23 protein-coding genes are annotated in these 24265 nt (G+C 45.2%); 16 read left to right on the plus strand and 7 right to left on the minus strand.

Annotation, left to right across the window (positions count from 1 at the left end; all coding sequences use genetic code 11):
* Positions 1-80 precede the first annotated feature (80 nt).
* Genes AZI87_RS08540 through AZI87_RS17990 form a run of 4 tightly spaced genes read right to left on the minus strand, consistent with a single transcriptional unit; the run spans position 81 to position 4053 of the window.
* Entirely contained in the window at positions 81-1409 is a 1329-nt protein-coding gene (locus tag AZI87_RS08540) for an AmpG family muropeptide MFS transporter (protein WP_063206626.1), read from the minus strand.
* Positions 1409-3046 (minus strand): hypothetical protein, encoded by a 1638-nt coding sequence (locus AZI87_RS08545; protein WP_063206142.1) that lies wholly within the window; start codon positions 3044-3046, stop codon positions 1409-1411. The genes AZI87_RS08540 and AZI87_RS08545 overlap by 1 nt, the downstream gene beginning before the upstream one ends.
* Positions 3047-3067: 21 nt before the next feature.
* Positions 3068-3517: a GNAT family N-acetyltransferase gene (locus AZI87_RS08550; RefSeq protein ID WP_253696569.1), complete on the minus strand. Its 450-nt coding sequence runs from the start codon at positions 3515-3517 to the stop codon at positions 3068-3070.
* Positions 3518-3519: 2 nt separating this feature from the next.
* Positions 3520-4053, minus strand: a complete 534-nt coding sequence (locus tag AZI87_RS17990; protein WP_081112153.1) for an HNH endonuclease — start codon at positions 4051-4053, stop codon at positions 3520-3522.
* Between the two features lie 159 nt (positions 4054-4212).
* Between AZI87_RS17990 and AZI87_RS08555 the strand changes: the two genes are divergently transcribed.
* The 16 genes from AZI87_RS08555 to AZI87_RS08630 all read left to right on the plus strand — a co-directional run bounded on the left by AZI87_RS08555 (position 4213) and on the right by AZI87_RS08630 (position 21219).
* Positions 4213-4686, plus strand: coding sequence for an FKBP-type peptidyl-prolyl cis-trans isomerase (locus tag AZI87_RS08555; protein ID WP_063206143.1), 474 nt, complete (start codon positions 4213-4215; stop codon positions 4684-4686).
* Between the two features lie 11 nt (positions 4687-4697).
* A complete protein-coding gene (locus AZI87_RS08560) occupies positions 4698-5183 on the plus strand; it encodes a YajQ family cyclic di-GMP-binding protein (RefSeq protein ID WP_041871405.1) in 486 nt (161 codons plus the stop codon).
* 127 nt (positions 5184-5310) lie between these two features.
* The gene (locus AZI87_RS08565) at positions 5311-5658 is read left to right on the plus strand and encodes an RNA recognition motif domain-containing protein (RefSeq protein WP_063206144.1); all 348 of its coding nucleotides are present in this window, start codon (positions 5311-5313) and stop codon (positions 5656-5658) included.
* Between the two features lie 65 nt (positions 5659-5723).
* Positions 5724-6347 (plus strand): arylesterase, encoded by a 624-nt coding sequence (locus AZI87_RS08570; protein WP_063206145.1) that lies wholly within the window; start codon positions 5724-5726, stop codon positions 6345-6347.
* A complete protein-coding gene (locus AZI87_RS08575; protein ID WP_063206146.1) occupies positions 6344-7009 on the plus strand; it encodes an ABC transporter ATP-binding protein in 666 nt (221 codons plus the stop codon). The genes AZI87_RS08570 and AZI87_RS08575 overlap by 4 nt, the downstream gene beginning before the upstream one ends.
* Positions 7009-9555: an ABC transporter permease gene (locus AZI87_RS08580; RefSeq protein WP_063206147.1), complete on the plus strand. Its 2547-nt coding sequence runs from the start codon at positions 7009-7011 to the stop codon at positions 9553-9555. Before AZI87_RS08575 ends, AZI87_RS08580 begins: the two co-directional genes overlap by 1 nt.
* A 3-nt stretch (positions 9556-9558) precedes the next feature.
* The gene (locus AZI87_RS08585; protein WP_063206148.1) at positions 9559-10575 is read left to right on the plus strand and encodes an L-threonylcarbamoyladenylate synthase; all 1017 of its coding nucleotides are present in this window, start codon (positions 9559-9561) and stop codon (positions 10573-10575) included.
* A gap of 99 nt (positions 10576-10674) precedes the next feature.
* Positions 10675-11550, plus strand: a complete 876-nt coding sequence (locus AZI87_RS08590) for a GNAT family N-acetyltransferase (protein ID WP_063206149.1) — start codon at positions 10675-10677, stop codon at positions 11548-11550.
* Positions 11551-11655: 105 nt separating this feature from the next.
* Positions 11656-12516, plus strand: coding sequence for a Ku protein (locus AZI87_RS08595; protein ID WP_063206150.1), 861 nt, complete (start codon positions 11656-11658; stop codon positions 12514-12516).
* 2 nt (positions 12517-12518) lie between these two features.
* Positions 12519-15050, plus strand: coding sequence for a DNA ligase D (gene ligD / locus AZI87_RS08600; RefSeq protein WP_063206151.1), 2532 nt, complete (start codon positions 12519-12521; stop codon positions 15048-15050).
* A complete protein-coding gene (locus AZI87_RS08605; protein WP_063206152.1) occupies positions 15047-17395 on the plus strand; it encodes a phosphoenolpyruvate carboxylase in 2349 nt (782 codons plus the stop codon). Before ligD ends, AZI87_RS08605 begins: the two co-directional genes overlap by 4 nt.
* Positions 17396-17480: 85 nt before the next feature.
* The gene (locus tag AZI87_RS08610) at positions 17481-18044 is read left to right on the plus strand and encodes a hypothetical protein (protein WP_063206153.1); all 564 of its coding nucleotides are present in this window, start codon (positions 17481-17483) and stop codon (positions 18042-18044) included.
* Between the two features lie 41 nt (positions 18045-18085).
* Positions 18086-18922 (plus strand): lysophospholipid acyltransferase family protein, encoded by an 837-nt coding sequence (locus AZI87_RS08615; protein WP_253696572.1) that lies wholly within the window; start codon positions 18086-18088, stop codon positions 18920-18922.
* A 32-nt stretch (positions 18923-18954) separates the two neighbouring features.
* Positions 18955-20025, plus strand: a complete 1071-nt coding sequence (dinB, locus tag AZI87_RS08620) for a DNA polymerase IV (RefSeq protein WP_063206154.1) — start codon at positions 18955-18957, stop codon at positions 20023-20025.
* A 109-nt stretch (positions 20026-20134) separates the two neighbouring features.
* Positions 20135-20758, plus strand: a complete 624-nt coding sequence (locus tag AZI87_RS18115; RefSeq protein WP_063206155.1) for a hypothetical protein — start codon at positions 20135-20137, stop codon at positions 20756-20758.
* Positions 20759-20850: 92 nt separating this feature from the next.
* On the plus strand, positions 20851-21219 hold the full coding sequence (locus AZI87_RS08630; protein ID WP_063206156.1) for a hypothetical protein: 369 nt from the start codon (positions 20851-20853) through the stop codon (positions 21217-21219).
* Here AZI87_RS08630 and AZI87_RS08635 read toward each other — a convergent pair.
* The 3 genes from AZI87_RS08635 to AZI87_RS08645 all read right to left on the minus strand — a co-directional run bounded on the left by AZI87_RS08635 (position 21216) and on the right by AZI87_RS08645 (position 24230).
* On the minus strand, positions 21216-22376 hold the full coding sequence (locus tag AZI87_RS08635) for a mechanosensitive ion channel family protein (protein ID WP_063206157.1): 1161 nt from the start codon (positions 22374-22376) through the stop codon (positions 21216-21218). The two genes, AZI87_RS08630 and AZI87_RS08635, sit on opposite strands and share 4 nt — an antisense overlap.
* 446 nt (positions 22377-22822) lie before the next feature.
* Positions 22823-23182: an arsenate reductase family protein gene (locus AZI87_RS08640; RefSeq protein WP_063206158.1), complete on the minus strand. Its 360-nt coding sequence runs from the start codon at positions 23180-23182 to the stop codon at positions 22823-22825.
* Entirely contained in the window at positions 23175-24230 is a 1056-nt protein-coding gene (locus AZI87_RS08645; RefSeq protein WP_063206159.1) for an agmatinase family protein, read from the minus strand. The genes AZI87_RS08640 and AZI87_RS08645 overlap by 8 nt, the downstream gene beginning before the upstream one ends.
* Positions 24231-24265: the final 35 nt, after the last annotated feature.

A 24265-nucleotide genomic window follows, 5' to 3' on the forward strand; every position in this document is an offset into this window, starting at 1 on the left:
CTAACACTCGCCGCAACGGAAGGAATCATTATCTTCCTGAATGTGCGGCGATGACAGAATACTGAAAAAAAGTTTTGTTGTTATTTAGCGACCCTGTTGCTTCGAACCAACAAAATGCAAAGCAGCAGCGCGGGGATACCTACAAGGGCTGTGCTGACAAAGAAAAGTGCATAGCCCTCCATAAGGGATTTTCCCTCCGAGAAAGTCTGCACCATCACTCCCGAGAAGCCCTTTAATACCTTTCCAAGCAAAGCGTAGAAAGAACTTAAAAGAGCGTATTGAGTTGCAGTGTAACCAAATGTTGTGAGACTTGACATGTATCCCACCAAAGCCGTGCCCGCAAAACCAGAAGCGAAATTGTCTATGATCATTGCTGCTGTGAAGACATCGTTTCTGGCGCCCATCAAAGCTAAAAGAGCGAATCCTAAATTAGAAGCGGGTCCGATGACCGCTCCTACTAAAAGCGTTGATACAAATCCAAATCGCACAGCCGCAAGACCACCAGCCGCGACACCGACAACTGAAGCAATCAAGCCGACAGAACCGCGAACAGCTCCAACAGTTTCTTTGGTGATTCCGATATCAGCATAAAATGGATTTGCCATAGGGCCCATCATGAAATCAGAAAGGCGATACAAGCTGACTGCGGCAAGAATAAGTAAAGCCTTATTTCCATGCTGTTTAAAAAATGCAATGAAGGGACCACAGACCGCATCGAAAATTCCACGTGCCGTCCATATCGTGCCCGTCTGTTGTTGCGTCAGATTTCTTCCCGGTTCTACCGCAAGCAATGTTGCGACAAGGCCGACGGCCATCAAGGCACCCATAATCGAATAAGAAACGGCCCAGCCGACAGAAGCCGCAACGATCAGAATAAGCGCATCTGTGAGTAACAAAGAAGCGCGGTATCCCAGCTGATATGCGGATGAAAGCAGCGCCATGTCTTCGCTGGCGTCAGAAACTTCAATCCTCCAAGCATCCACCACAATGTCCTGAGTGGCCGAGGCAAAAGCAGCTAACGCTGCAAGCCCCGTAAAAAGCATCAATCCGCCTTCAGGCTTTATGACTGACATTCCAAAAAGTGCTGCGCCGATGAGGATCTGCGATAACACCATCCATCCACGGCGACGACCTAAAAGTTTGCCGATGATCGGTGCGTTGGCTTTATCGATCAGCGGCGCCCACAAAAATTTTAAAGAATAGGCGAGCCCCACCCACGACAGAAAACCAATTGTCGCAAGGGTGATTCCTGATTCGCGCAACCAGAAACCCAAAGTATTTCCGACCAGCATAAAAGGAAGGCCTGAAGAAAAACCCAAAGCCAGCATAATAGCTACTTTGGGTCGAGTTACGGCGCGAAGAGTTTGAGTCCACGAAGGCTTCGTCGATTTTTTCGTTGTTGCGGTCACTAGCTGTTCTTTCTTAGTTTTTTTCTCATCTTCCAAAGAAGGTGACTGATGTAAGGACGACGAGTTTCACCTGTCGTCACCATAAGTAATTTAGTAATCTTTAGGTTTACGGCATCCGTGTAAAGAAGAATCAACATCTCAGAGATGAAATTCGTATTCAGTGTCACATAGTTGTCGGTGCCGACACCTAATTGAACGCCTTTTTTCTCCCACCATGAAAAAGGATGGTCCTTATAATCTTCAAATTTCCCTGTCAGTTTATTATTTGAAGAAGGCAGTGACACCAATGTCACACCTTTTTGAATCATACGGTTCAAAACATCGTGCTGATAATGTTCAACCTCGCGAGCTGTGTGAAACTTTGCTTTGACGAAAAGGATGTCTTCTTCGTTGGTAAGAACAGTTCCCTTTAAAAGCTTTTCAAGAACAGCTCGGTTGAAGCCCCAATCCAGTTCAACAAGTTCTCGATACAATGGATCTTTTTCACCAATCGGCTGGCCTTTTTTATTCTTGGCTTTGATGTCTTGATAGATATGGTGGAAATATTTGTTGGGGTTAATTCCCAAGCTGATTCCGTGCTCTAGAGTGTCGATGTGCCAGATATTCATGGCGTTATCGACTGCTTGAATACCTTTTTTAAGTGTGTGCCAAGTTTCACCGTGATGCGAGCGGATTTTAAATCCACGGTACTGAAGTTTTCGGAAGCCCGCCTGCATTTCGTTGAAATGCTCCTTGCGGTAAAGCTCTCTTTCATCTCCGACAGTGTCGACGTCTTTCAAGTAGCGCACCAAGAAAGGATATTTATCTAACATGGCCACCAGATCGTTCACTTGATCCATAAAATGGTCTTGGCGCGTTTTGTATTTATCTGCATCAAACTGATTGGCTTCTTTTCTGAATGAAGGAGATAGAATGAAATCAAAATCAGGATGCTTTTCCTGGAATTTCTTGAACCCATCATGCAAACCCAGCACGACATCTTCCGACGTCACATCATCAATCCCAGGGATTTGTTCTGAAGAGCTTGAACTTGCGCGAGACAAAGAAAACTTCAAACGAATGCGACCGACATTGTGTTTGTTATAAAGTTCTTCAGCCATATGGAAGGCCGCATCTTTGTGCGCTTCACGAGAAGTAAAAATCAATTTTGGAAGATACAAGATTTTTAGATAGCGGGAAAAGCCTTCGTTCTCTTGCAGGCTGATAAGTTTTTCCACATCTTGTACGGATCGGATGGGAAATGCGCTATCACCGTAAACTTCTTTAATCTTTTTTTCGTAAATGTCTTTGTTCGGGCCCTCTAAAAGTTTCATCAAACGCGGATAAATGTATTCGGCAGTGATGGCACCTGTTAAGTGGATATGTTCTTCATTGTACTTTAAGGGAAAGTTTTTGAAGAATTCGGCGAGGGCCGCAGAAACAGGATGCTTTAACAAAGCGCTGATCGACACTTGGTTGATTTGAAATCGATTTAACAGTTCTCTAAATTCAGAGACTTGTTTGAAAGCTTCTGGATGCTGAGTTTGCAAATCGGAAGTGATCAAAAGATCAATGGTGTCAGAAAGCGAGATGCCATTGGTCTCGCTAATGATAGTGGTGAGTGCTGAGGTTAGCTGATTGTGAACGTCCGTATTCACTCGATTCCTCCTCTGAAGAGGTTAACGAGGAATCAAACTCTTGTACATGACTTTATGGGGCCCGATGTCTTTGATATCAAACAGAGGTCCGTAGTAGGCAAAGCCCAGTCTTTCATAAAACGGAAAGGCTTTGATGCGAGCATTGAACCAAAGAAAATCACAACCACGACCTCGCAAAAAATTTTCTCCATAAGTCAGAAGTTTTCCTCCCAACCCCTGGCCTTGATGAGCGTCGTCCGTGGCCATTCCTCGTAAGCGATACGAAAGTTTTGCGGGAAAGTTTGGATGTGCTTCTTGCACGAACGTCGCGATAGAGGCGAGTTTTCCGTCAGTATAAAGACCAAAATGGAATGTGGAATGAAGGTAGTCTCCATCCACTTCGCATTCCTCAACACGCAAAAATGGCTTTAAAACTTTTTGCCTCAACGGCAAAAGTTCTTGGGTGGTTATTTGTCTGATTTCGTAGTTCACTTCTATCCTGTACTCAGCCTTAGGTAGGGCGCCCAATCAGGTGGGACATGATCCTCACTGATTTCTAGCTGCAATGTTGGCAACCAGTTTGGTGCGCGAGGCTCTGTGAGTAAAGGCATATTTGCTGTGCGTGGTGTGCGGTTGGCTTTTCTTTGATTGCACTCCCGACAAGCCGAAACGACATTCGTCCAGTTTTTAGGGCCATTTTGAGAAGCGGGAACAACGTGATCTAAAGTGAGCTGTTTGGCGGGAAGTTTGGTAGCGCAGTACTGACAGGTATAATTATCGCGGATATAAACATTTTCACGGCAGAACCGCACGGCACCGGCGGTTCGAGGTCTTACGTAACTTTTCAGCCGCAAGACACTGGGAAGTTGAAACCTCCGTTGAACAGACCGAGCAAACTCAGAGTGATATTCGAGAATCTCGACTTTACCCTGAAACCACAATACCAAGGCCTTTTGCCAACTTACAACCCTCATAGGTTCGTAACTGGAGTTGAGCAATAAAGACCTCAGTGAGGACATGTGCATCATGCGTTCCCCCCTCAGGCGATCCTATCTTAAATTATATCGAAGTCGGACAGCAGATTTCAAGCCCCTCTCTTAAATAATCAAAAGAACTGGGTGTTATAGGTTGAAAAAGGCCAGTATCAATGAGATACCGCGAACTTAAAGCCACAAGGAGGCATCAAAATGAGAAGAGTTTTGGCATTCAATTACGTTTTAAAAGGACCTGATGGCAACGTATTAGATGCTTCTGAGAAGGGACAACCACTTCCGTTCCTAGAAGGCTCTGGTCAAATCATTCCTAAATTGGAAGAAGAAATCAAAGACCTTAAAGAAGGCGATAAAAAAACTGTGAAGTTGGCAGCCAAAGACGCTTACGGTGAAGTGAAAGATAACATGTTCATGGATGTGCCTAAGCAAGAACTTGCACACCTTCCGCAATTGGAAGTTGGCGCGCACCTTCGTTTGGAATTGGGTCACGGCGCTCACATCGTACGTGTTTCAAAAATCACAGACGACTCTGTTACGCTTGATGGAAATCATCCTCTAGCGGGACAAGATCTAGAATTTGCCATTGAAATGGTTTTGATCCGTGAAGCAACGACTGAAGAAGTTTTGCATGGGCATCCACACGGCCTCCACGGTAATTCAGGACACTAGGACGAGAGTTTATGCCGTCGTTTGATATTGTTTCGGAAGTTGATGTTCAAGAAGTTGATAATGCTATCAACCAGGCTCGTAAAGAGGTGGAAGGGCGTTACGACTTTAAAGGAAGTAAAGCTGAGATCCAGTGGGATAAAAAAGAAATCACTTTGCTGGCTGAAGACGATTATAAAGTTGAGGCCATGGGAAGTATCCTGCAGACGAAACTTCATCGACGCGGCATAGATATTAAGGCAATTAAGTTTGAGAAGATGGAAGAAGCCGGCGGACGCATGTTGCGCCAAAAGGTCACTTTGGTACAAGGGATTGACCGCGAAGTTGCTAAAGACATCATAAAATTGATTAAAGACTCAAAACTGAAAGTCCAACCACAAATCGCGGACGATAAACTGAAGATCACATCTAAAAGCATTGATGAGCTTCAAGAGTGCATCAAACTTGTACGGGGCGGTAACTTCCCCGTTCCCTTACAATATAATAATATGAGAGCGTAAAATTGGGCTTGCACAGAATTTAGGCTATGCTAGCCTAAATTAAGTTTAGGTTCCCGTGTGAGTGTTCTCGATTTTATATGGTTCGAAGGCTTCCTCGGGTTTTTTTTGGAATCCACAGGAGGTCTTTGTGGCTAAGAAATTATACGTAGGCAACTTGCCTTATTCAGTAGATGATGAAGCTCTTCATCAGCACTTCGCACAATTCGGTGCGGTTGATTCAGCAAAAGTAATCATGGACAGAGAAACAGGCCGTTCAAAAGGTTTCGGCTTCGTTGAAATGGCTGATGATAACGCAGCTGACACTGCTATCGAAAAAGCTAACGGCATTGAACTTTCAGGCCGTGCTATCAACGTTTCTGAGGCTCGTCCTCAAGCTCCTCGCGAGGGTGGTCCTCGTCGTGGTGGCTTCGGTGGCGGTCGCGGTGGCGGCGGTGGTGGTCGTGGTTTCGGTGGCCCTCGCGGTCCTCGTAACTAAGACGCCCGAAGTTTGACTTAGTCAGACTTGTCATAGTGTCTAACAAAAGGTCTCATAGTTCTTCTATGAGACCTTTTTTATTTTCACGTCGAAGTATTTTAGTTTTCTCTCTTTTTCTATTCACAAGTTCCTTTTCTTACGCGCAAAAAAAACTGATCGTCTTGGGGGATTCACTCACCGAAGGTTATGGCGTGGCGAAGGATGCAGCTTATCCCGCGCTTCTTGAAAAAAAATTGCACGAGTCCGGAAAGAAAGAATGGACCGTGGTGAATTCCGGAGTCAGTGGTTCAACAACGGCGTCCGGTATTTCCCGCATGAAGTGGCTTTTTAAATCCAAGCCCGAAGCCGTGTTGCTTGTACTGGGCGCGAATGATGGCCTTCGTGGATTGAAAATCGAAGACAGCCAAAAAAATCTTTCTGAAGCAATAGAGTACGCAAATTCTCAAAAGGTGCGCGTGATTTTAGGCGGGCTTTATATGCCACCTAACTATGGTGTCGCCTACACCGACAAATTTAAAAAAATGTACGAGTCATTGGCAAAGAAGTACAAAGTTACTTTTATTCCTTTTGTCTTAGACAAGGTTGCCGGAAATCCAAAATACAATTTAGCAGACGGCATTCATCCCAATGAAGAAGGCCATAAGATTATCGCTGAAAATATCTTCCAAGTTCTGAAGGGGGAGCTGTGAGCTTAGTTCTTAATGATGTCCGTAAAAGTTTCCGCCAAGGTGAAACTGAAATTCAAGTTCTTAAGGGTTTGGATGTTTCTATTGAGCCAGGCCAAGTCGTCTCTATCGTCGGACAATCGGGGAGTGGTAAGTCGACGTTGCTTTCAATCCTGGCGGGGCTAGAAAGAGCTGACGGCGGTGAAATCCTTGTCGATAAAGTGAACCTGACGCCTTTAAGTGAGCAAGAAATCACTCTTTTCCGTGCGCAAAATATTGCCATCGTTTTTCAGCAATATCATTTGATCGCCCACTTAACGGCTTTAGAAAACGTCATGCTGGCTTTAGAAATTTTAAAGATTGAGGGCCCTCGCGAAAAAGCCAAAGAAGCCTTGGAAGAATTAGGTTTAGGCCATCGTTTGAATCACTTCCCGAGTCAATTGAGTGGCGGTGAGTGCCAGCGTGTCGCCATCGCCAGGGCGTTGGTGGTAAAGCCGAAAATCCTTTTGGCTGACGAACCAAGCGGAAATTTAGATACGCATACAGGTGATAAAGTGATGGATGTCTTCTTTGATATCGTTCGCAAACATAAGATCACTACAATCCTTGTCACTCACAGTGAAGCTTTGGCAAAAAAATGTGAAAGGACTCTTCGTCTTGAAGAGGGCCGCTTGAGGGAAGTCTAATGTTAATCAGACTGGCAGTCCGTGAACTTCTGCGCAGCTGGCGCTTCGGTTTGTTTTTTATTTTTAATTTAAGCTTAGGCCTTACTGGTTTTGTTTCTTTGCAAGCTTTCAACACGGCTTTAGAAAAAGAGATCACCGCCAACGCGAAATCCATCTTATCTGCGGATCTGGCTGTATCTGCTCGTCGTGAGTTGACGGACGAGGAAGTACAGAAGATGCGTGGCGTGTATCCTAGGGGGACAGAAGAATCTAAAGTCTATGAATTCTTTGCGATGATCAATTCCGCAAAAGGATCTCGTCTGGTTTTAGTGAAGGCGATCGATTCTGCTTATCCGTTTTATGGAGAGCTCGAGCTTGAATCCGGCAATGTCATTAAGAATGACACTGAGAAATCCATCATGCAGTCCGAGACGACCTGGATCTACCCCGAGCTGAAGTCTCAATTAGGCCTTGATACGGGTGATGAAATTACACTGGGTAATTTAAAGCTCAAGATCACTGATTTAGTAAAAAAAGACGCGACTCAAACTTTCCGCGCGGCCAATCTCGCCCCGCGTATCTTTATCAATCGCGAACTTTTGCCAAAGTCAGGTCTTCTTCAATTCGGCAGTACTTTTACTTTGGCGTACCTTCTAAAACTTCCGGTGCCGACGGATGAATTGGTTTTACGTGAAAGCATGTATCAGGCTTTGTCTGATCCTGCTGTGAATGTGGATACTCCCTCTTCCGCAGGTGAGGACTCTGGTAGGCAGTTGGGTTATCTGTCCGACTATTTGGGACTTGTTTCCATCGTAGCCCTTTTCATGTCTGCTTTAGGGGCCGCCTATATTTATCGCTTGTTTCTTTCGACTCGAATGAAAGAGATTGCGATCTTAAGAACCTTGGGTTTGCAAAGCTGGCAGGCAGTCAGTGTTTATATCTTGCAGGCTTCTTTGCTGGGGTTGATCGCCACTATCCCGACGCTCATTTTAAGCCACTTGATCTTACCAGTCTTAAGTGGGCTTCTTTCAAGCTTTACACCCTTTGATTTACAGCCGCACGTAAATGTTGAAGCGATGCTGGTTTGTCTTTTCATGGCGATCTTTGGAAGTTTCATTGTGAGCTTGCCATTCTTGGTTAAAATCTTTGATCTTCGAGCTAATAAACTTTTCAGTGAAGAAAAATTCGCGGTGGGAGAGGGCACAAGAAGATATTGGACGTTCTTGCCAAGTTTGATTCTTTTTTACTTCTTAAGCGTTTATCAGGCTCATTCTTGGAAAACCGGCAGTGCTTTTGTCGGCGCGATGATCGCGGTAATCGTACTTCTGCTGATTATCGGTTACGCAACTGTGAAGCTTGCGGGAATGCTAAAACACTTCCGCCGTTGGTTTTTAAAGTTCAGTTTCTTAAGTCTTTCTCGCCGAGCGGGAGCAAGCCTTGCGATCTTTGTTGCGTTAGGTCTTGGAGCTTTGCTGATCAATATTCTGCCTCAACTAAAAAACTCGCTCCAGGCGGAATTCCAATTTGAAGGACGTGGAAAAGTTCCTTCTCTTTTCATGTTTGATATTCAAGATGAACAACTTCCTGGGGTTCAGCAGGTTTTGGATAAAGACCAAGTTCAGGCTTTGGGACTTTCGCCGTTGGTGCGTGCACGCATCTTGAAAGTGAACGGCCAAGACTACGAAAGAAAAATTGAAGAACAAGGCTTTAAGACCCGTGAAGAAGAACGGGAAGCTCGCTTCCGCAATCGCGGGGTGAATCTTTCTTACCGTCACGATCTTTCCGCATCGGAATACATTGTTGAAGGACGTCCTTTTTCGGGAAACTTTAATCCAGACACTCAAACCAAAGCCGAACTTTCAGTGGAAGTGCGTTTTGCTGATCGCATGGGTTTTCATGTGGGCGACACTTTGGTTTTTGACGTTCAAGGGGTTGAGGTCGAAGGGCAGATCATAAATCTGCGCAAAGTAAAATGGACAAGCTTTCAGCCGAATTTCTTTATCTTGGTGCAAAACGGTGTCCTTAATGAGGCACCGAAAACCTGGATTGCAGCGATTCCTTTCTTACCAGAAGAAAAGCGTGCACAGTTGCAAAACGAAATCGCGGCGACGTTTTCAAATGTCTCGGTGATCGATGTGGTCCGTGCTGTGGATGATGTTTTGAAAACGGCGGAAAAAATGAGTTGGTCACTGGAGCTGATGGCCGCTTTAGCACTAATAACCGGATATATCGTTCTTTTCTCGATTGTTCGCAGTCAGATCAAGCTGCGTCGTTGGGAACTCAATATGCTTAAAATTCTGGGGGCTTCTGGAGGGGAAGTTGCAAGCTTCATTCTTGTGGAATTTGCCTTCTTGTCTTTCCTTTCGGCGTTAACCGGCGCTCTTTTAAGCATTGTCGTGAGTTTTTCTTTGAACACCTTCATTTTTGAAGGCGACTTTAAGCTTTCTTGGGCACAGCCGTTGATCTCGGTTTTGATTATCACGGCATTAAGCTTATTGATTTCTTTCCTTGCAAGCCTAGATATTGTAAAAGAGAGTGCTCTGGGTATCTTGCGCGAGGAAAAGTAATCAATGATGACGCCGAACGAGGCATTAGCAAAAGCGAAAACAATCTTGGATGAGGGGGGAGTTATTGGACTTCCCACCGAGACTGTTTACGGTTTAGCCGCTCGTATTGACATCCCTTCGGCGATCGAAAAGATCTTTACCACGAAAGAACGTCCTTTTTTTGATCCCTTGATCGTTCACGTCGCCTCTATTGAACAAGCAAAAAAAGTGACGGCCTATTGGGGGCCCGCAAGTCAGGCATTGGCCGAAGTTTTCTGGCCGGGACCCTTGACAATGATTTTGCCGCGAGATCCTTCCGTAAATCTGATGATCACGTCGGGCTTAGACTCTGTCGGATTGCGCATGCCGAATCACCCCTTGGCTTTAGAGCTTCTTCAGCAAGTGGGAGTTCCGTTGGCGGCGCCGAGTGCGAATAAGTTTGGTCGGACCTCTCCGACTTCGGCAAGCCACGTGCGTGTGGAGTTTAAAAACGAAAACGTTTTCGTTGTAGATGGCGGAGATTGCCAAATTGGTATTGAGTCGACCGTTTTATTAGTTCGTCACCGTCCCGACAAAGTAGAGCTTTCCATTTTAAGACGCGGGCATATTTTAAAGTCGGATATCGCGAAAGTTCTTAGCGATAAGGGTTTTACTTTTGAATTTATTGAGCAAGTGGATAAGCGCGAGTCGCCGGGGCACATGAAGCATCATTACATGCCTCCAGTCCCTCTTATTGTCTGCCTTGATCCTCAACGAGACGCCGCCGATGTTCTTAAAGAAGTGAATCAAAAGATCAACCAGCTTCCCGATGAGATCGAAAGCATTAAGATCATAAAACCCAAAGGTGGAATCGCGACACATGCGGTTTTGCGTTTGTCCGAGGACCCCTTGCTAGCGACGCGCGAATTTTACGGAAAACTTCGCGAAGTGGCAGCCCAAGGTCCAGACTGCATTCTATTCTATCGCGAAGCCCATCAGGCGGGTGAAAGATGGGAATCCCTGTTTGATCGTCTGAATAAAGCCGCTTCACTGATTCTGTAGGAACTTTGTTAGTGTCTAACAACAGAATCCTAAAAGACTTCTGACAATTTTGCATTTTAAAGATCGCTACACTGAAGTTGATTAAAAGGGAGGGGCCTTATGATCAACTCGCTAGCGTACACCAGCCTTGAGCGTGTTTCCTTGAATCTGCAGTCGTTCTATCAACTGCGCCTAAACCGTATCCACAAATTCAAACCTAAAGTTGAAATTCGCAGCGAGGTAGGCCCTTTCGAAATCAAGACCGTCACCAATGTTGACGAGCTGAAGGAAGCTCTGGCTTTACGCTATGAAGTGTTCCATCGCGAAATGCTGGGTAAAAAAGCCCTGCACGGCGTGGATGTGGATGAGTTCGACTTTGACTGTGATCATTTAATTATTAAAGAAAAGCGTTCGGACAAGATTGTGGGCACTTACCGATTGAATTGCTCTTTGTTCACTCAGAACTTTTATTCCTCTAAAGAGTTCATGATGAGCAATATTATGCAGCAACCGGGAGTGAAGCTTGAATTGGGGCGCGCGTGCATCCACAAGGATCATCGCCGTGGAATTTTGATCTCTCTTCTTTGGAAGGGGATCGCGGAATACATGGCAGCCACCGAAGCGAAGCTTCTTTTCGGTTGTGCGACGGTGAAAACCGATGATCCGCGTGATGCCGCTTTGTTAACTCGTTATTTTGAAGAAGAAGGACGCGTGTTTTCAAACTTCCGCACTCGTCCGACTTTAGCTTTCACGATGCCTATGCTTAGCTATTTCTTGGACGAAGTTCGAGGCCCTCTCACGGAGACTCAGAGAGCTCAGGCCGAAGAACTTCTTCCACCTCTTTGTCGCGCTTATTTAAAGATTGGCGCTTCTTTAGGTGGAGAGCCGGCATGGGATCGCGAATTTCAGTGCATCGATTTCTTGACGATTCTTCAGCGCGAGGATCTCAACAGAACTTTGTGGAAAAAGTTCAAGCTGGATGAGACTCAAGTATAGTTTTTGATTTGCCACATTAAGGGGCCTGTGAGTTTTATCACAGGCCTTTTCTTCGTTTTGTGTCCTTCCCTGATCCCGACTACTTTTATAGAGATAGGAGGGAGTATGCGTTCAAATATTTGGAAGGGCAGTATCAGCTTTGGTCTTTTGAATATTCCCGTTTCACTGCAAAGTGCCCAGCAGGACAGAGACATCCACTTCTCACTTCTAGATGGAAAAGATCTTTCCCATATTCAGTATCGAAAGATCAACGCTAAAACCGGTCGTGAAGTTCCCTATGACCGTATTGTCAAAGGCTTTGAATACAAATCAGGCCAATACGTTGTCATGAACGACACGGATTTTGATAGAGCCAATCCCAAAGCAACAAAGACCATCGATATTGAGGATTTTGTTTTGCTTGATGAGATTGATACGATGCTTTTTGAAAAGCCCTACTACTTGGCTCCACAAAAAGGCGCCGAGAAAGGCTACTTCCTTTTAAAAGAAGCTTTAGAGCACACAAAAAAAGTCGCTGTCGCTAAAATTGTTATTCGTACAAAGCAACATCTTTGCGCCATCATGGCACGTGGAGATTATCTTGTCTTAGAGCTTTTGCGTTTTGCACACGCCGTGAAGGACATTAAAGAAGTCGATTACATGAAAGAAGTGAACAAAAAAGTGAACTTCAGTGATCGAGAGCTCAAGATGGCCGAAGACTTGATCAAGGGCATGACATCGAAATGGAAGCCTGAAAAATACAAAGACACCTATTACGAAGACTTGATGAAGCGTATCCAAGCCAAAGTAAAACAAGGCAAAGGAAAGTTTGTCGAAGAAGCTCCCAAAGAAGAACGCGTGGAAGAATCTACGAATGTCGTCGATCTCTTGCCACTTTTAAGAAAAAGTATCGAAGCCAAAAACAAGAAGGAAAGAACTTCTTCCCGTGCGCCGACGAAGCGTGCGGCTAACTCCAGTCGGAGGTAAGCATGCCTCTTCGTGAGTACGTTAAAAAACGCGATTTTAAAATTACGTCCGAACCAAAATCCACGCCTCGTCGAAACAAGAAGGCCAAAGATGACACCCTGATGTTCGTGGTGCAAGAGCATCATGCGTCGCATTTGCATTATGATTTTCGCCTAGAATTTAACGGCGTTTTAAAAAGCTGGGCCGTTCCGAAGGGTCCGTCTCATGATCCAAAGATCAAACGGTTAGCGGTAGAAGTCGAAGATCATCCTGTATCGTACGGTTCTTTCGAAGGGGTGATTCCGGAAAAGCAATATGGAGCAGGTCGCGTTTACATCTGGGATACCGGTACCTGGGAACCAATCGGCAGCGTGCGTGAAGGGCTGAAGAAAGGGCATCTGGAGTTTAAGCTTAAAGGTAAAAAGCTGCATGGCCAGTGGATGCTTTTAAGAACGGGTCGTCCTGCCAGCGGCAGTAAGTCGCAGTGGCTTTTGGTTAAAAGAACTGATGAATATGTGATTCCAAATGATGAGGTCGTTCCGATTGAAGATGAAAAGGGGAATGTTCGTCGTTCAGCACGAGCGACTTCATCACCTTCAAAAAAAAAGTCGGCAAGCCCCGCCAAAAGAGCAGTCAAAGAAAAGAGAAAAGTAAAAGCGCTGCCTGAATTTATTAAGCCCATGCTCGCGGAATTAGTCACAGATGTTCCCGAAGGCACAAAGTGGATTCATGAAACAAAATTCGATGGCTATCGCACCCAAGCTCACTTTGAAAAAGGAAAGCTCAAGCTTTTCACGCGAAGCGGTTTGGATTGGACAGAGAAATACCCCGGTATTGAAAAAAGTCTTAAGCAGCTGTCGGTGGCAAACGCCATCTTAGATGGTGAAATCGTAGTTTTAGATAAAGAAGGACGCAGCGATTTTCAGAAGCTTCAAAATTCTTTGAAAGCTCACGACGTGAATAACCTTGTTTATTATGTTTTCGATTTGTTGTTCTTAGATGGTGAGGACTTAAGAGAGCGTCCTTTGATCGATCGCAAAGAACTTTTACAAGAAGTTATCACGGATCTCAACGAACCGCTGATTCGATATAGCGATCACATGGCCGGTTTCGGCAAAGATCTGTTCAAAGAGGCTTGTGATTATCAGCTCGAAGGTATCATTTCCAAAGATCAAGATAGCACTTATCAATCTCGTCGGGGCAGTTCGTGGGTTAAAGTGAAGTGCAAACTTCATCAGGAGTTCGTCATCGGCGGGTACACCGAAGGCACGGGAGCTCGTTCCTCATTTGGTGCTTTGCTTTTAGGTGTCTATGAAGGTGATCAGCTTCGTTACGTGGGAAAAGTGGGAACAGGGTTCACTGAAAAATCAATCGAAGACATTTTAAAGAAGCTATCGCGAAGGGAACAAAAGACATCTCCCTTTGATATTAAATCCCCCCGCGAAAGAGGAACTCATTGGTTAAAACCGGGCTTGGTGGCTGAAGTGACTTTTGGAAATTGGACTTCGGATAAAATTTTAAGAACGGCCGTCTTTCATGGATTGCGGGAAGATAAAGCTGCTAAAGAGATCCATATCGAAAAAGCCAAGCCGCTTGAAGAGGTTTTAGAAGAATCGCCTTCATCTAAGAAAAAAACCTCTAAGAGAGCTAAGTCTTCAAAAAAGCAAGAGGTCACAGAAGAATACTTGCGGGGTGAAATTTCTAATCCCGATAAGATTCTTTACGCGAAGGAAAAGATAACTAAACTTCAGGTCGCAAAATTTTATCAAGATCACGCGGATCTTATTCTTCCGCATGTGAAAGACCGTCCACTGAATCTTTTGCGTTGTCCAGAGGGGACATCTAAACAATGCTTCTTTCAAAAACACATCGCCGGAACGGTGCCAGAATCTATCACGCCTGTGAGTATTAAAGAAAAAAGTGGCACGAAGGCTTATCTGACTTTGGATTCACCAGAAGGTCTTCTGGCGCTTTCCCAGATGGGGGCGTTTGAAATCCATGTGTGGGGATCGCGTCGAGAGACTGTCGAACATCCAGATCTTATAGTGATGGATTTCGATCCGGGACCGGGAATCTCTTGGAAGCAGGTCGTTCAGTCCGCAGAAGATTTGAAGCAGATACTGGACGATTTAGGATTAAAAAGTTTTCTCAAAGTTTCCGGGGGCAAAGGACTGCATGTGCACATTCCCGTAGCTCCCATCTATAGCTGGGATCAAATCAAATCCTTCTCGCAAACCTTGGCGCAGGAAATGGCCCACCGAAATCCTGATATGTACACAACGACTATTTCTAAGAAAGCTCGGGATAAAAAAATATTCGTGGATTATTTGCGGAACGGACGAGGCGCGACGGCGGTGATGCCGTATTCACTTCGTGCCCGAGATAAAAGTGCCGTGGCGATGCCGATTGCTTGGAAGGACTTAAGAAAAATCAAGGCGCCTGATCAATTCACTTTAGAAAAAGCTATTGAACACCTTAAACATCGTAAGGTCGACCCGTGGAAGGACTACTTTAAGTACAATCAAAAAATCTCGATCTTAAAGCCGGTCCTATGAATCCGGAACAGTTACCAAAAGAACTCACAAATCTTGTGAACTGGTCCGTCACTGAATTAGGTAAGGTGATTCAGTCCGAACTTGGAGAAAAGGGATTTGATCGTATCGAATCTTTGCGTCAATACGTGAAAACGGAGGAGGGGGAGAAGCTACACGGTCTTCTAAAAATTAAAAGTGATCTGAGTCAGCTTTCAAGACAAGACCAGTATGCTATCGCTCATTCGTTTGCTTTAATGCTGGAGCTGATCAACTCTTGCGAGTCGGCTTATCGGACTCATCGTCTTCGTGAAGACACGAAGATCATGACCGAAGAAGGGCATAGCTTCGGTCATATCATTCATGTTTTAACGGCGCACCCCACAGAATCACGCAATCCCGATATTATTTATTACTTCAAAAAGATTCAGAAACTTTTAGAAAAACACCTGGTAAACGAAGAGGAAAAGGATACGACAGAACTTTTCGCTCTACTGAAAATCACTTGGCGCATTCCCATGTCAAAACAGCGAAAACCGACTGTGATGGATGAAGCTGAATATATTTATTCTCTGGCATTGCACGAAGATGTCATGCGGGTGTTTATTGATCAAACCGCGCAGAAGCTTCCGTTTTATATTCGCTCTTGGGTTGGCGGGGATAAAGACGGGCATCCCGGCGTGAATGAAAAGACGTTACTCGGAAGCTTGCAGATGGCGCGGCAATTTCTTTTGCGGTGGATACAAGATAAGTTTTCATCCTTTATGAAGGATCTTGAGCCTTTAGCGCACACTTTCGGTAAACACCAAAGCGAGATGGAACATTTGCTAAGCTTGGCGGCATCTATTCGCAAACTGCTGACGCAATTAAAGAAAATAAGAGCTGGTGATTCCAAAAAGGTAAAAGCATTGCAAAAAAATTTAGATCAGTTGTTGGCGGACTACCAAAGATTTTTAGGTATTGAGTCTTCGGTTTTATACGAAGTTCGACTTCTGTTAAAGATCTTCCCGGGCCTCGTAGTTCCGTTAGAACTGCGCGAAGAGGCAAGTCTTGTGCATGAAGCTCTTCAATCGCCCCTGCGAAAATCGGCCATATCACGGATGCTTCAGCTGTTAGGAAAGATCGCTTCAGAAAATGACCCGCGTTTTTACGTACGTGGTTTTGTTCTAAGCCAGACGGAAAGTGCCAAGGACCTTATCGCGGGTGTTCAGCTTGTGGAAAAGTATCTGGGAAAAGCGCGGCTCCCGGTAATTCCCCTTTTTGAAAGTGCGCATTCTTTGAGCTCGAGTGTCAGTATTGTCGAAGAATTTTTAAAAAATTCTGTTCGGCGCAAGTATATCGAAAATCTATGGTCTAAAAAATTTGAAGTGATGCTGGGATATTCAGATTCGGCAAAAGAAAACGGGTCTTTTCCATCTCGTTTTTTAATTTATTCAGCGATTCGTGAACTTGAAAAAGTAATTAAGACTCATGGTTTTGAACCTGTGTTCTTTCACGGTTCAGGTGGCAGCGTTGAGCGCGGCGGAGGAAGTATTCAAGAGCAGACCGAATGGTGGCCGCATTCTGCTTTAAATACCGTCAAGATGACCGTGCAAGGAGAGATGATTTATCGCAATTACAGCTCACCTGAAATTCTTCGCAGTCAGTTGGATCGTTTAGAGTCCGCCCGAGATCTCAGTCAAAAAAAAGAAGATCGCTTTGAAAGTCCTCGTGCTAGAAAGGATCTGCTAACGCTTTCGCAATTTGTTCAACAATCCTATCAGGAACTTTTGAAAGAGCCTGCGTTCTTGCAGCTTATTGAAACGGCGACACCGTACATTTTTTTGAAAGATTTGAAGTTAGGTTCGCGTCCGGCGAAACGACAAGGAAGTGTTGATATCAAACATCTTCGCGCCATCCCGTGGGTTCTTTGCTGGACCCAAACAAGGATTCTTTTTCCAAGCTGGTGGGGGATCGGCAGTTTTTGGAGGAATTTAAATGAAGAAGGAAAGATCCACTACATTCGGGCGTTTGTGGAGTCTTCACTTTTTCGCTCTTATATAAAACTTTTGGGCTTCACCTTAGAAAAGGTGGAACTAGAAATCTTCGCGATGTACCTGCACTCCTCGGAGCTTCCTAAAGAAGTCGCTGAACAAATGGTTCAGCGTTTCACCGAAGAATACGAGCAATGTCGACTGGCGGTACGCGAAATCACCGGTGAAGAAAGTCTTTTGTGGTATCGACCTTGGCTGGAAACCAGCATCGCGCTGCGCTCGCCGCTCATTCACCCTTTAAATATTCTTCAGCTCATTGCTTTGAAAGAAAAAGATGTCACTTTGCTTCGAGAAACTGTCACCGGTGTTGCCAGTGGCATGTTGACCACGGGATAAAAAAGTATCCTGGCACTTTCTTTGAATGACGCTTTACTAGGGGTTGTACTGGTGGCAAAAAGCTCCAGACATTAAAGGGGGATTTATGGGTAAAGGCGTTATTTTAGCAGCAGCAACAAGTCTCTGTGTGATGCAGGCGCAGGCATTAACTCTGGATTCCGCCGAGATCGCCGGAAATGCCTGTGAAGCTGCAGTGGGGACTCACGAAATCCGTGAAATCGCGGCCCATCGCTTTTTAGTTCCGACGGGTCTTTATATTCGCAAAGATGAAGACAAGCGAGTGGCCCGCGGCACTTGCACTTTCGCTCTAAATCTTAAAGCCTCGGCCGGCAAAAAAATCGTCGTGTCGGACTCTCATCAAACAACAAGTCTTCGTGCATATCCTACAAACACGCGCGCTCGTGTAGATTTGGAAATCTTTAAAGCGGGAGAACAATCTGTAAAACAAACCCTCGAAGTCGAAGCTTTAGAGCAAACCTCAAAACTTGAAAAATCTTTGGGCCAACAAGGAGCCGTTGTTGAAACAAGTTGTGGTGGTTCCGCCATCCTGCGTGGAAACCTGGCGGGCACCGTGATGGGAGAGGGCCGAGGTCGTGTTTTCACCCGCGATTTGATTCTGTCTATAGAAGAGGTCGACTGCGCGAATTGATTTCTTGACCATTTTTGCCGCACAGGTTTTAAATGGGGCCTGTGGAAAATATTGTTACGGGCGTACGCGGCGTCGTTAAAATTTTAGTCTTTATCATTATCATTCTGACGTTTTTGATTTGGTCATTTGTATGCCACTTCGCTTTGCGTTCTCCGGAAAAACGTTTGAAGACGTTTTCTGCGAACGCCAAGTTCTTCAGCGGCTTGATTATCAAAGCCATGGGCTTAAAACTGCTCGTAAAAAACAAGCCTGCCGATAGCGAAAAATTTCTTCTTATCAGTAATCACATGGGCTTTATCGACATCATGATGTTAGCGTCTTGTACGCCCATGGTGTTTGTGACTTCTAATGAAATGCGTGAAACTCCATTCTTGGGTCTTCTGACTGAAATGGGCGGTTGTATCTATGTTGAACGTCGCAGTCGCACGCGCATTTTAGAAGAAATGAAAACGATCGTAGACACTCTAAAAAAAGGTTTCCGAGTCGTTCTTTATCCCGAGGCGACGTCTACTAACGGCGAAAAAGTTTTGCCATTTAAGAAAACATTGATGATGGCCGCTGCTCACGCCGGTGTGCCTATTCAACCTGTCGTCATCAACTTCCGTAAAATCAACGGCGAAGATTTCACCTTGAAATGGCGTGACCATGTTTGTTGGTATGGGGATATTCCCTTTGCTACGGCGATGTGGAGAGCCGCGACTTTAAAGTCTGTGATCGGTGAAATTGAATTCCTAGAACAAATTCATTCGACCCCCGAAGATGATCGCGGCGTGATTGCTGAAAAAGCACATGCCCTGATAGCGTCTAAGTTCGTGCCGGTAAAAGGTGTTCCTGTCGAGGAGCAGCCTCCCGCAGAAATGCAGGCAGATCCCACTTGATTTCTTAAAACACATATGTAAATAATGTGTAAATGAGGAAGATCATTCACATTGATATGGATTGCTTTTACGCTGCGGTGGAAGTGAAGTTTCGCCCGGAGCTTAAAGGAAAAGCCTTAGGTATTGGCGGTCCACCTAACACTCGCAGCGTCTTAACGACGGCGAGCTATGAGGCACGCAAATATGGCGTGCGCTCTGCCATGCCCTCCTCTCAAGCGGTTCGCTTGTGCCCGCACTTGATTTTGATTCCTCCTCATTTCGACTTATATAAAAACGAAAGTCGAAAAGTTCGCGAAATTCTTGAAAGATTCACGAACAAGATTGAACCGCTTTCCCTAGATGAAGCCTATTTAGATGTCACGGACTGCCAGCTTTTCGGTGGCAGTGCGACCTTGATTGCGCAGGAAATCCGTCGCCTTATTTATACGGAGCTAAATTTGACCGCGTCGGCTGGCGTTGCTCCGAATAAATTTTTAGCGAAAATCGCCAGCGACTGGAAAAAACCGAATGGGCAGTTTGTTATTCGTCCTCAAGATGTAGCGTCGTTTGTAAAAGACCTTCCGGTTGAAAAGATTTTCGGCGTGGGGAAGGTGACGGCGCAGAAGATGCACGATTTGGGTTTGCATACTTGCGGGGATATCCAGAAATACACCGTATTAGAGCTTCACAACTGGTTTGGATCGCGTGCTCAAGAGCTTTATGATTTTGCCCGTGGCGAAGACAATCGCGCTGTCATCACCGAGTGGGAACGAAAGTCTCTGACAGTTGAGGAAACTTTCAACCGGGATCTGCAAAGTCTTGAAGAGTGCCGCAGAGCCATTCCGACACTTTATGAAGATTTCTTGCGCCGCCTTGAAAGAGGACAATACGAAGACCGCATTCGTGGCATTGTGGTGAAATTGAAGTTCTATGACTTTAAACAAACTACGCATGAAGAAGTCGCAAGGTCTGTACCTACAAAAGAGGACTTTGAGCGTCTTTTAGAAAAAGCCTGGCTTCGCCGAAGTGTTCCTGTTCGCTTAGTGGGCCTTGGCGTGCGTTTGGGATCACAGAAGAAAACCTCGGAAGGTGGCGACTCGCCGCAACTCAAGTTCGCGATTTAATTTATAATACTTACCAACTGGTGACACTTTTTTTGGCACTCTCGTTGCTCTATTGGTCCACGGCTTAAAGCCGGTGTCATTGAGACATCGGAAAAAAGAAAGGACCACTATGAAGAAGATTATTTTATCAGGGCTTCTTATCACCACTCTATTTTGTAATACAGGCTGTGACTCTTCGGATATTGCAGCGGGAGCTATCGGCGTTGCCATCGGCATTGGCATTGGCTCCAGCCATGATGGCCATCATCACCATCATGATCGTCGTCCTCCACGTTATCGTCAATGCGGACGACATCGTTGTTGGAGCGCCGAAGTTCCAGGCTTGGTTGAAGCAAATCCAGATGTGGTTGCATTCGCTCAGCGACATCAGATCAAACTCGAAACTGCGGAACAAATTAAAGCGGCTTTTGACAAAGTTCCAACTCAAGGATTAGCGGCGTTTGAAGCTATTGGTCTGAATGAAAAAGCGATCAAGTCTATTTCAAATCGCAGCCTTCCAAAAACAGAAACAATCAAAGCCGTGGCTTTGAAATTGGATATGTCAGAGGCGCAAGCACGTGACTTGATGAAAGAAGTTGTGGCGGATTTTGATGCCGAAGCTTCTGATGTGCAAAGCGCTTACTGGCAATCTTGCATGGCTAAAGGTAAATGGAAAACGCCACAAAACATGTACTGCAAGAAAACGTTCTGGAATGGTTGCAGCCCTGAAACAGGCGCCACTCTTTGTATGTAAAATGCGATTTCAGGAAGGGCATTTACGTCCGCCCTTCCTGAAGTGTCGAAAGCCAAGTTTACCTTCACGGTAAGGTCTTCTATAAAAGTTCCATGAGTGTTTTACTGTTGGGACAATCTCTTTTTTATTTAATTACGGGGCTTTGGCCCATTCTTCACTATCCTAGTTTTGCGAAAGTGACAGGTCCTAAGACAGATGTTTGGCTTCTTTGTATTGTGGGTTGGTTTATCACAATCATCGGCGTTGTCTTGCTAGCGGCGTATTTCCTCAACGAAGTTTCAACAAGTCTTTTTATATTGGGAGCTGGCGCACCACTGATGTTGGCTGGTGCTGACATCTACTACGTCTCTAAAAAAGTGATATCGAAAGTTTATCTTTATGATGCCTTTGTCGAGATTGTGATTGTTGCCGCTTGGCTCGTCATGTGGTTTGCGGGGAAGATGACTTCCCCGTTTCATTAATGATCCAGAGCAGGCCCGCTCGGAATTTTCTTCTGATTCGATGGATTATTTTCCGCATAAGTCTTTTCCACGGCTTCAGGAAGCGATTCAACGTAAAGAGATTGTCCGGGCAATGCCAAGCGCACATTTTGGGACTGTAGTTTTTCCTGAATACCCCACAGAATATTTTGCTTTATATCCATGTGCGCATTGAAGTCGGGATTTTGCACCCAGTAAACGAATTCAAACTCGACTGAAGAAGTTCCAAGAGCATCAAGATGACTTCTTTCCAGTTCAATATCCTTTTGTTGCTTTACGATTTCGGTGATCCACCCGGGAATTTGCCGAACGATCGGAAGCGGAGTCGTGTGCGGTACGCTGAAGCGTAAAGGCACACGTCTTTTCCACATGCGTTTAAAGTTTTGAATACGGCTGTCTAAAAGATCTCGGTTAGAAAAAACCAGTTCTTCTCCAGAAAGGCTGCGCACGCGCGTAGTTTTAATTCCAATATTTTCCACGGTGCCCATCTGAGGACCCACGGTGATGAAGTCGCCGACTTCAAATGGTTTATCCAGTACTATAGACAGGGAGGCAAACATGTCTCCTAAAATATTCTGCGCAGCCAGCGCGACAGCGATACCACCCACACCCAAACCGGCAAGCAACGCACCGATGTTCACTCCCAAATTGCTTAAGCTGATAAGTAAGAGAGCTACAATCAATGTGCCTTGCAACACCGTCGTGATAATTCCCATCGCTGAAACAGTGCTTGGATTAGTGCCTGTTTTTTTCTTTAAATAATTTTCTTTCCAACGATGGATGGCAAACAATCCCCAAATCGCGATTTGAAAAGCGGTGGCAAAAACGAGCACGGCTTTTCCAAACGAAAGCACTCGATCATCAGCGCCCATGGCGTGCAAAATAGGAATGAAAATCCAGATAAAGATAACCCACGATTTGGTTTTCATCAGACACGTCGCCAGAATATCATCTAACTGGCGAGTGGTTTTAGACGTGATATAGGTGAGGCGAGGTGAAAGCGCTTTTAAGATGGCTTTGATAACCAGCGTTCCTAAGATGGCTCCAATAAATGCAAAGACCCAAGGCCACGGGCCTCCCGCAGCGGCCACCACTTGCAAGTCGTGCATCATCTTTGAGTTCTGAAAATCCTCCAACATTCAAATTCCTTTCACGTCACAAGACCTGTTTATTGCAAATCAGATCTGGAATTTGTTCAATTCTGCCGAGGCTAATGTGGGGAAAGTCAGGACAAAACTACAAAATCGCCGCGACCTCATTGTTTGCTGACAGTGTGGGGTCGAAATTCACTTTTCGCTGTGGCAATCTGTCTTTGTAACGACCGAAGGAAGAAGGTAATTATGGTCAGCTTAACCGTCGTGATATTATTTTTTGCAATGGTTTTCGCAGGCATATACTTCGTCTATAAAATGAATAGAACTGAAGCATTACACCATCGACCTCACAGTCGTAGACCGCCAAAAACTCAAAGATGATTTTACCTGAATCAATGAGCGAAGCAGATTTCTTGGAATAAGTATTTAGGAAAAGAAATTTCGGCGGCAAAAAGAGGAGCTTGAAACGCTCCTCTTTTTTTTATTTGAACTTAGAATACTTTTTTCCACTCATCTTCTTTGAAACCCACAAGATGAGTGTCGTTAGAAATAACAAACGGTCTTTTTACAAGCTTTCCATTTTCAGAAAGAAGTTTGATCGCCTCAGCTTCCGTCATATCAGAAAGCTTTTCGCTCAACTTCATCTCTTTGTACATAACACCTGAAGTGTTAAAAAGATTGCGGAGACTGCCACCACGTTCTTTCAAAGCAGCAAGCATTTCCTTAAGCTCTTTTTGCGAAGGAGCTTTATCGACAATCGGAAGCTTTTCGTATTTTACTTTTTTCGCGTCTAAAAACTTAAGTGCCTTCACGCAAGTTGAGCACTTCGCGTATTCGTAAACCTTAAGCATTGCTTTTCACCAACCAACCGCACATTTTATAAAGAATGCGGGCCCCGACGTTGCCGTCCCACTCCACTTCGTGCTCTGCCAAACCGCCCGTGGAAACTTCATTTAAGTCAAAAGCGATGATCTTGCGACCGGAAGCGTGTACTTCGCGGAACAAAAAGAATACTTGGTCGACACTCAAGCCACCTGGAACCGGAGTGCCCGTGTGAGGGCAGAAGGCTGGATCCAAGCCGTCGATATCGAAAGAGATATAAACGTTTTGCGGAAGTTCTTTGATGATGTCTTTGCAAACCTGTTCCCAAGTTTCGCCTTTAAGCAGGCGGCGTTTTAGTTCCAAGTCATAGAATGTTTTAATGTCTTCGCGTGAATTGCTGAAGTCGTATTCTTCTTCGCAGAAATCACGGATGCCGACTTGAACCAATTTCTTTGGTTTCTTCGCGTCTGTCATCACGTTGTACATGATCGAAGCGTGGGATTGGTTAAAGCCTTGATAACCTTTTCTAAGGTCCGCGTGCGCATCAATGTGCAAAACACCAAAGTCGCCTTTGAACTTATCGCTCACAGCACGGATCGCTCCAAGGGGCGTGGAGTGGTCGCCTCCCACGAGGCCTAAGAGCTTTCCCTTTTTCAAAACGTCAGAACATTGATCATAAACCCATTGCGACATCTCTTCGCAGGCCTCGTTCACCTGGGCTGCCAGAGAGTTCATTTTCTTTTCGTCGTCGCTCAAGTTTGTGCGCATTTCGATAAGTTCTTGGGCCACGGCTTTGAATTTGTCGTTCATCGCGCAAAGATCTTCCGGGAAGTCGCGCATGTGGTAACCGACCTCATAAGCTTTGCCGACTTCGATATCGAAAAGGTCGATCTGTTCGCTGGCTTGACGGATGATTTGAGGTCCGCGAGAAGCGCCCTCACCGTAAGAAGTTGTGACCTCCCAGGGAACCGGAACTAGAACGACTTTGGACTCTTCTTCTGTCATGGGAATACCGAAGATTCCGAACTCTGCAGAAATGGTTGTGGTAGGATCGAATTTCACCGTCTTATCAGACATTTATTTACTCCTTGAGAATGGACAGCTTTATAGCA

Source organism: Bdellovibrio bacteriovorus, assembly GCF_001592745.1.
GTDB lineage: Bacteria > Bdellovibrionota > Bdellovibrionia > Bdellovibrionales > Bdellovibrionaceae > Bdellovibrio > Bdellovibrio bacteriovorus_B.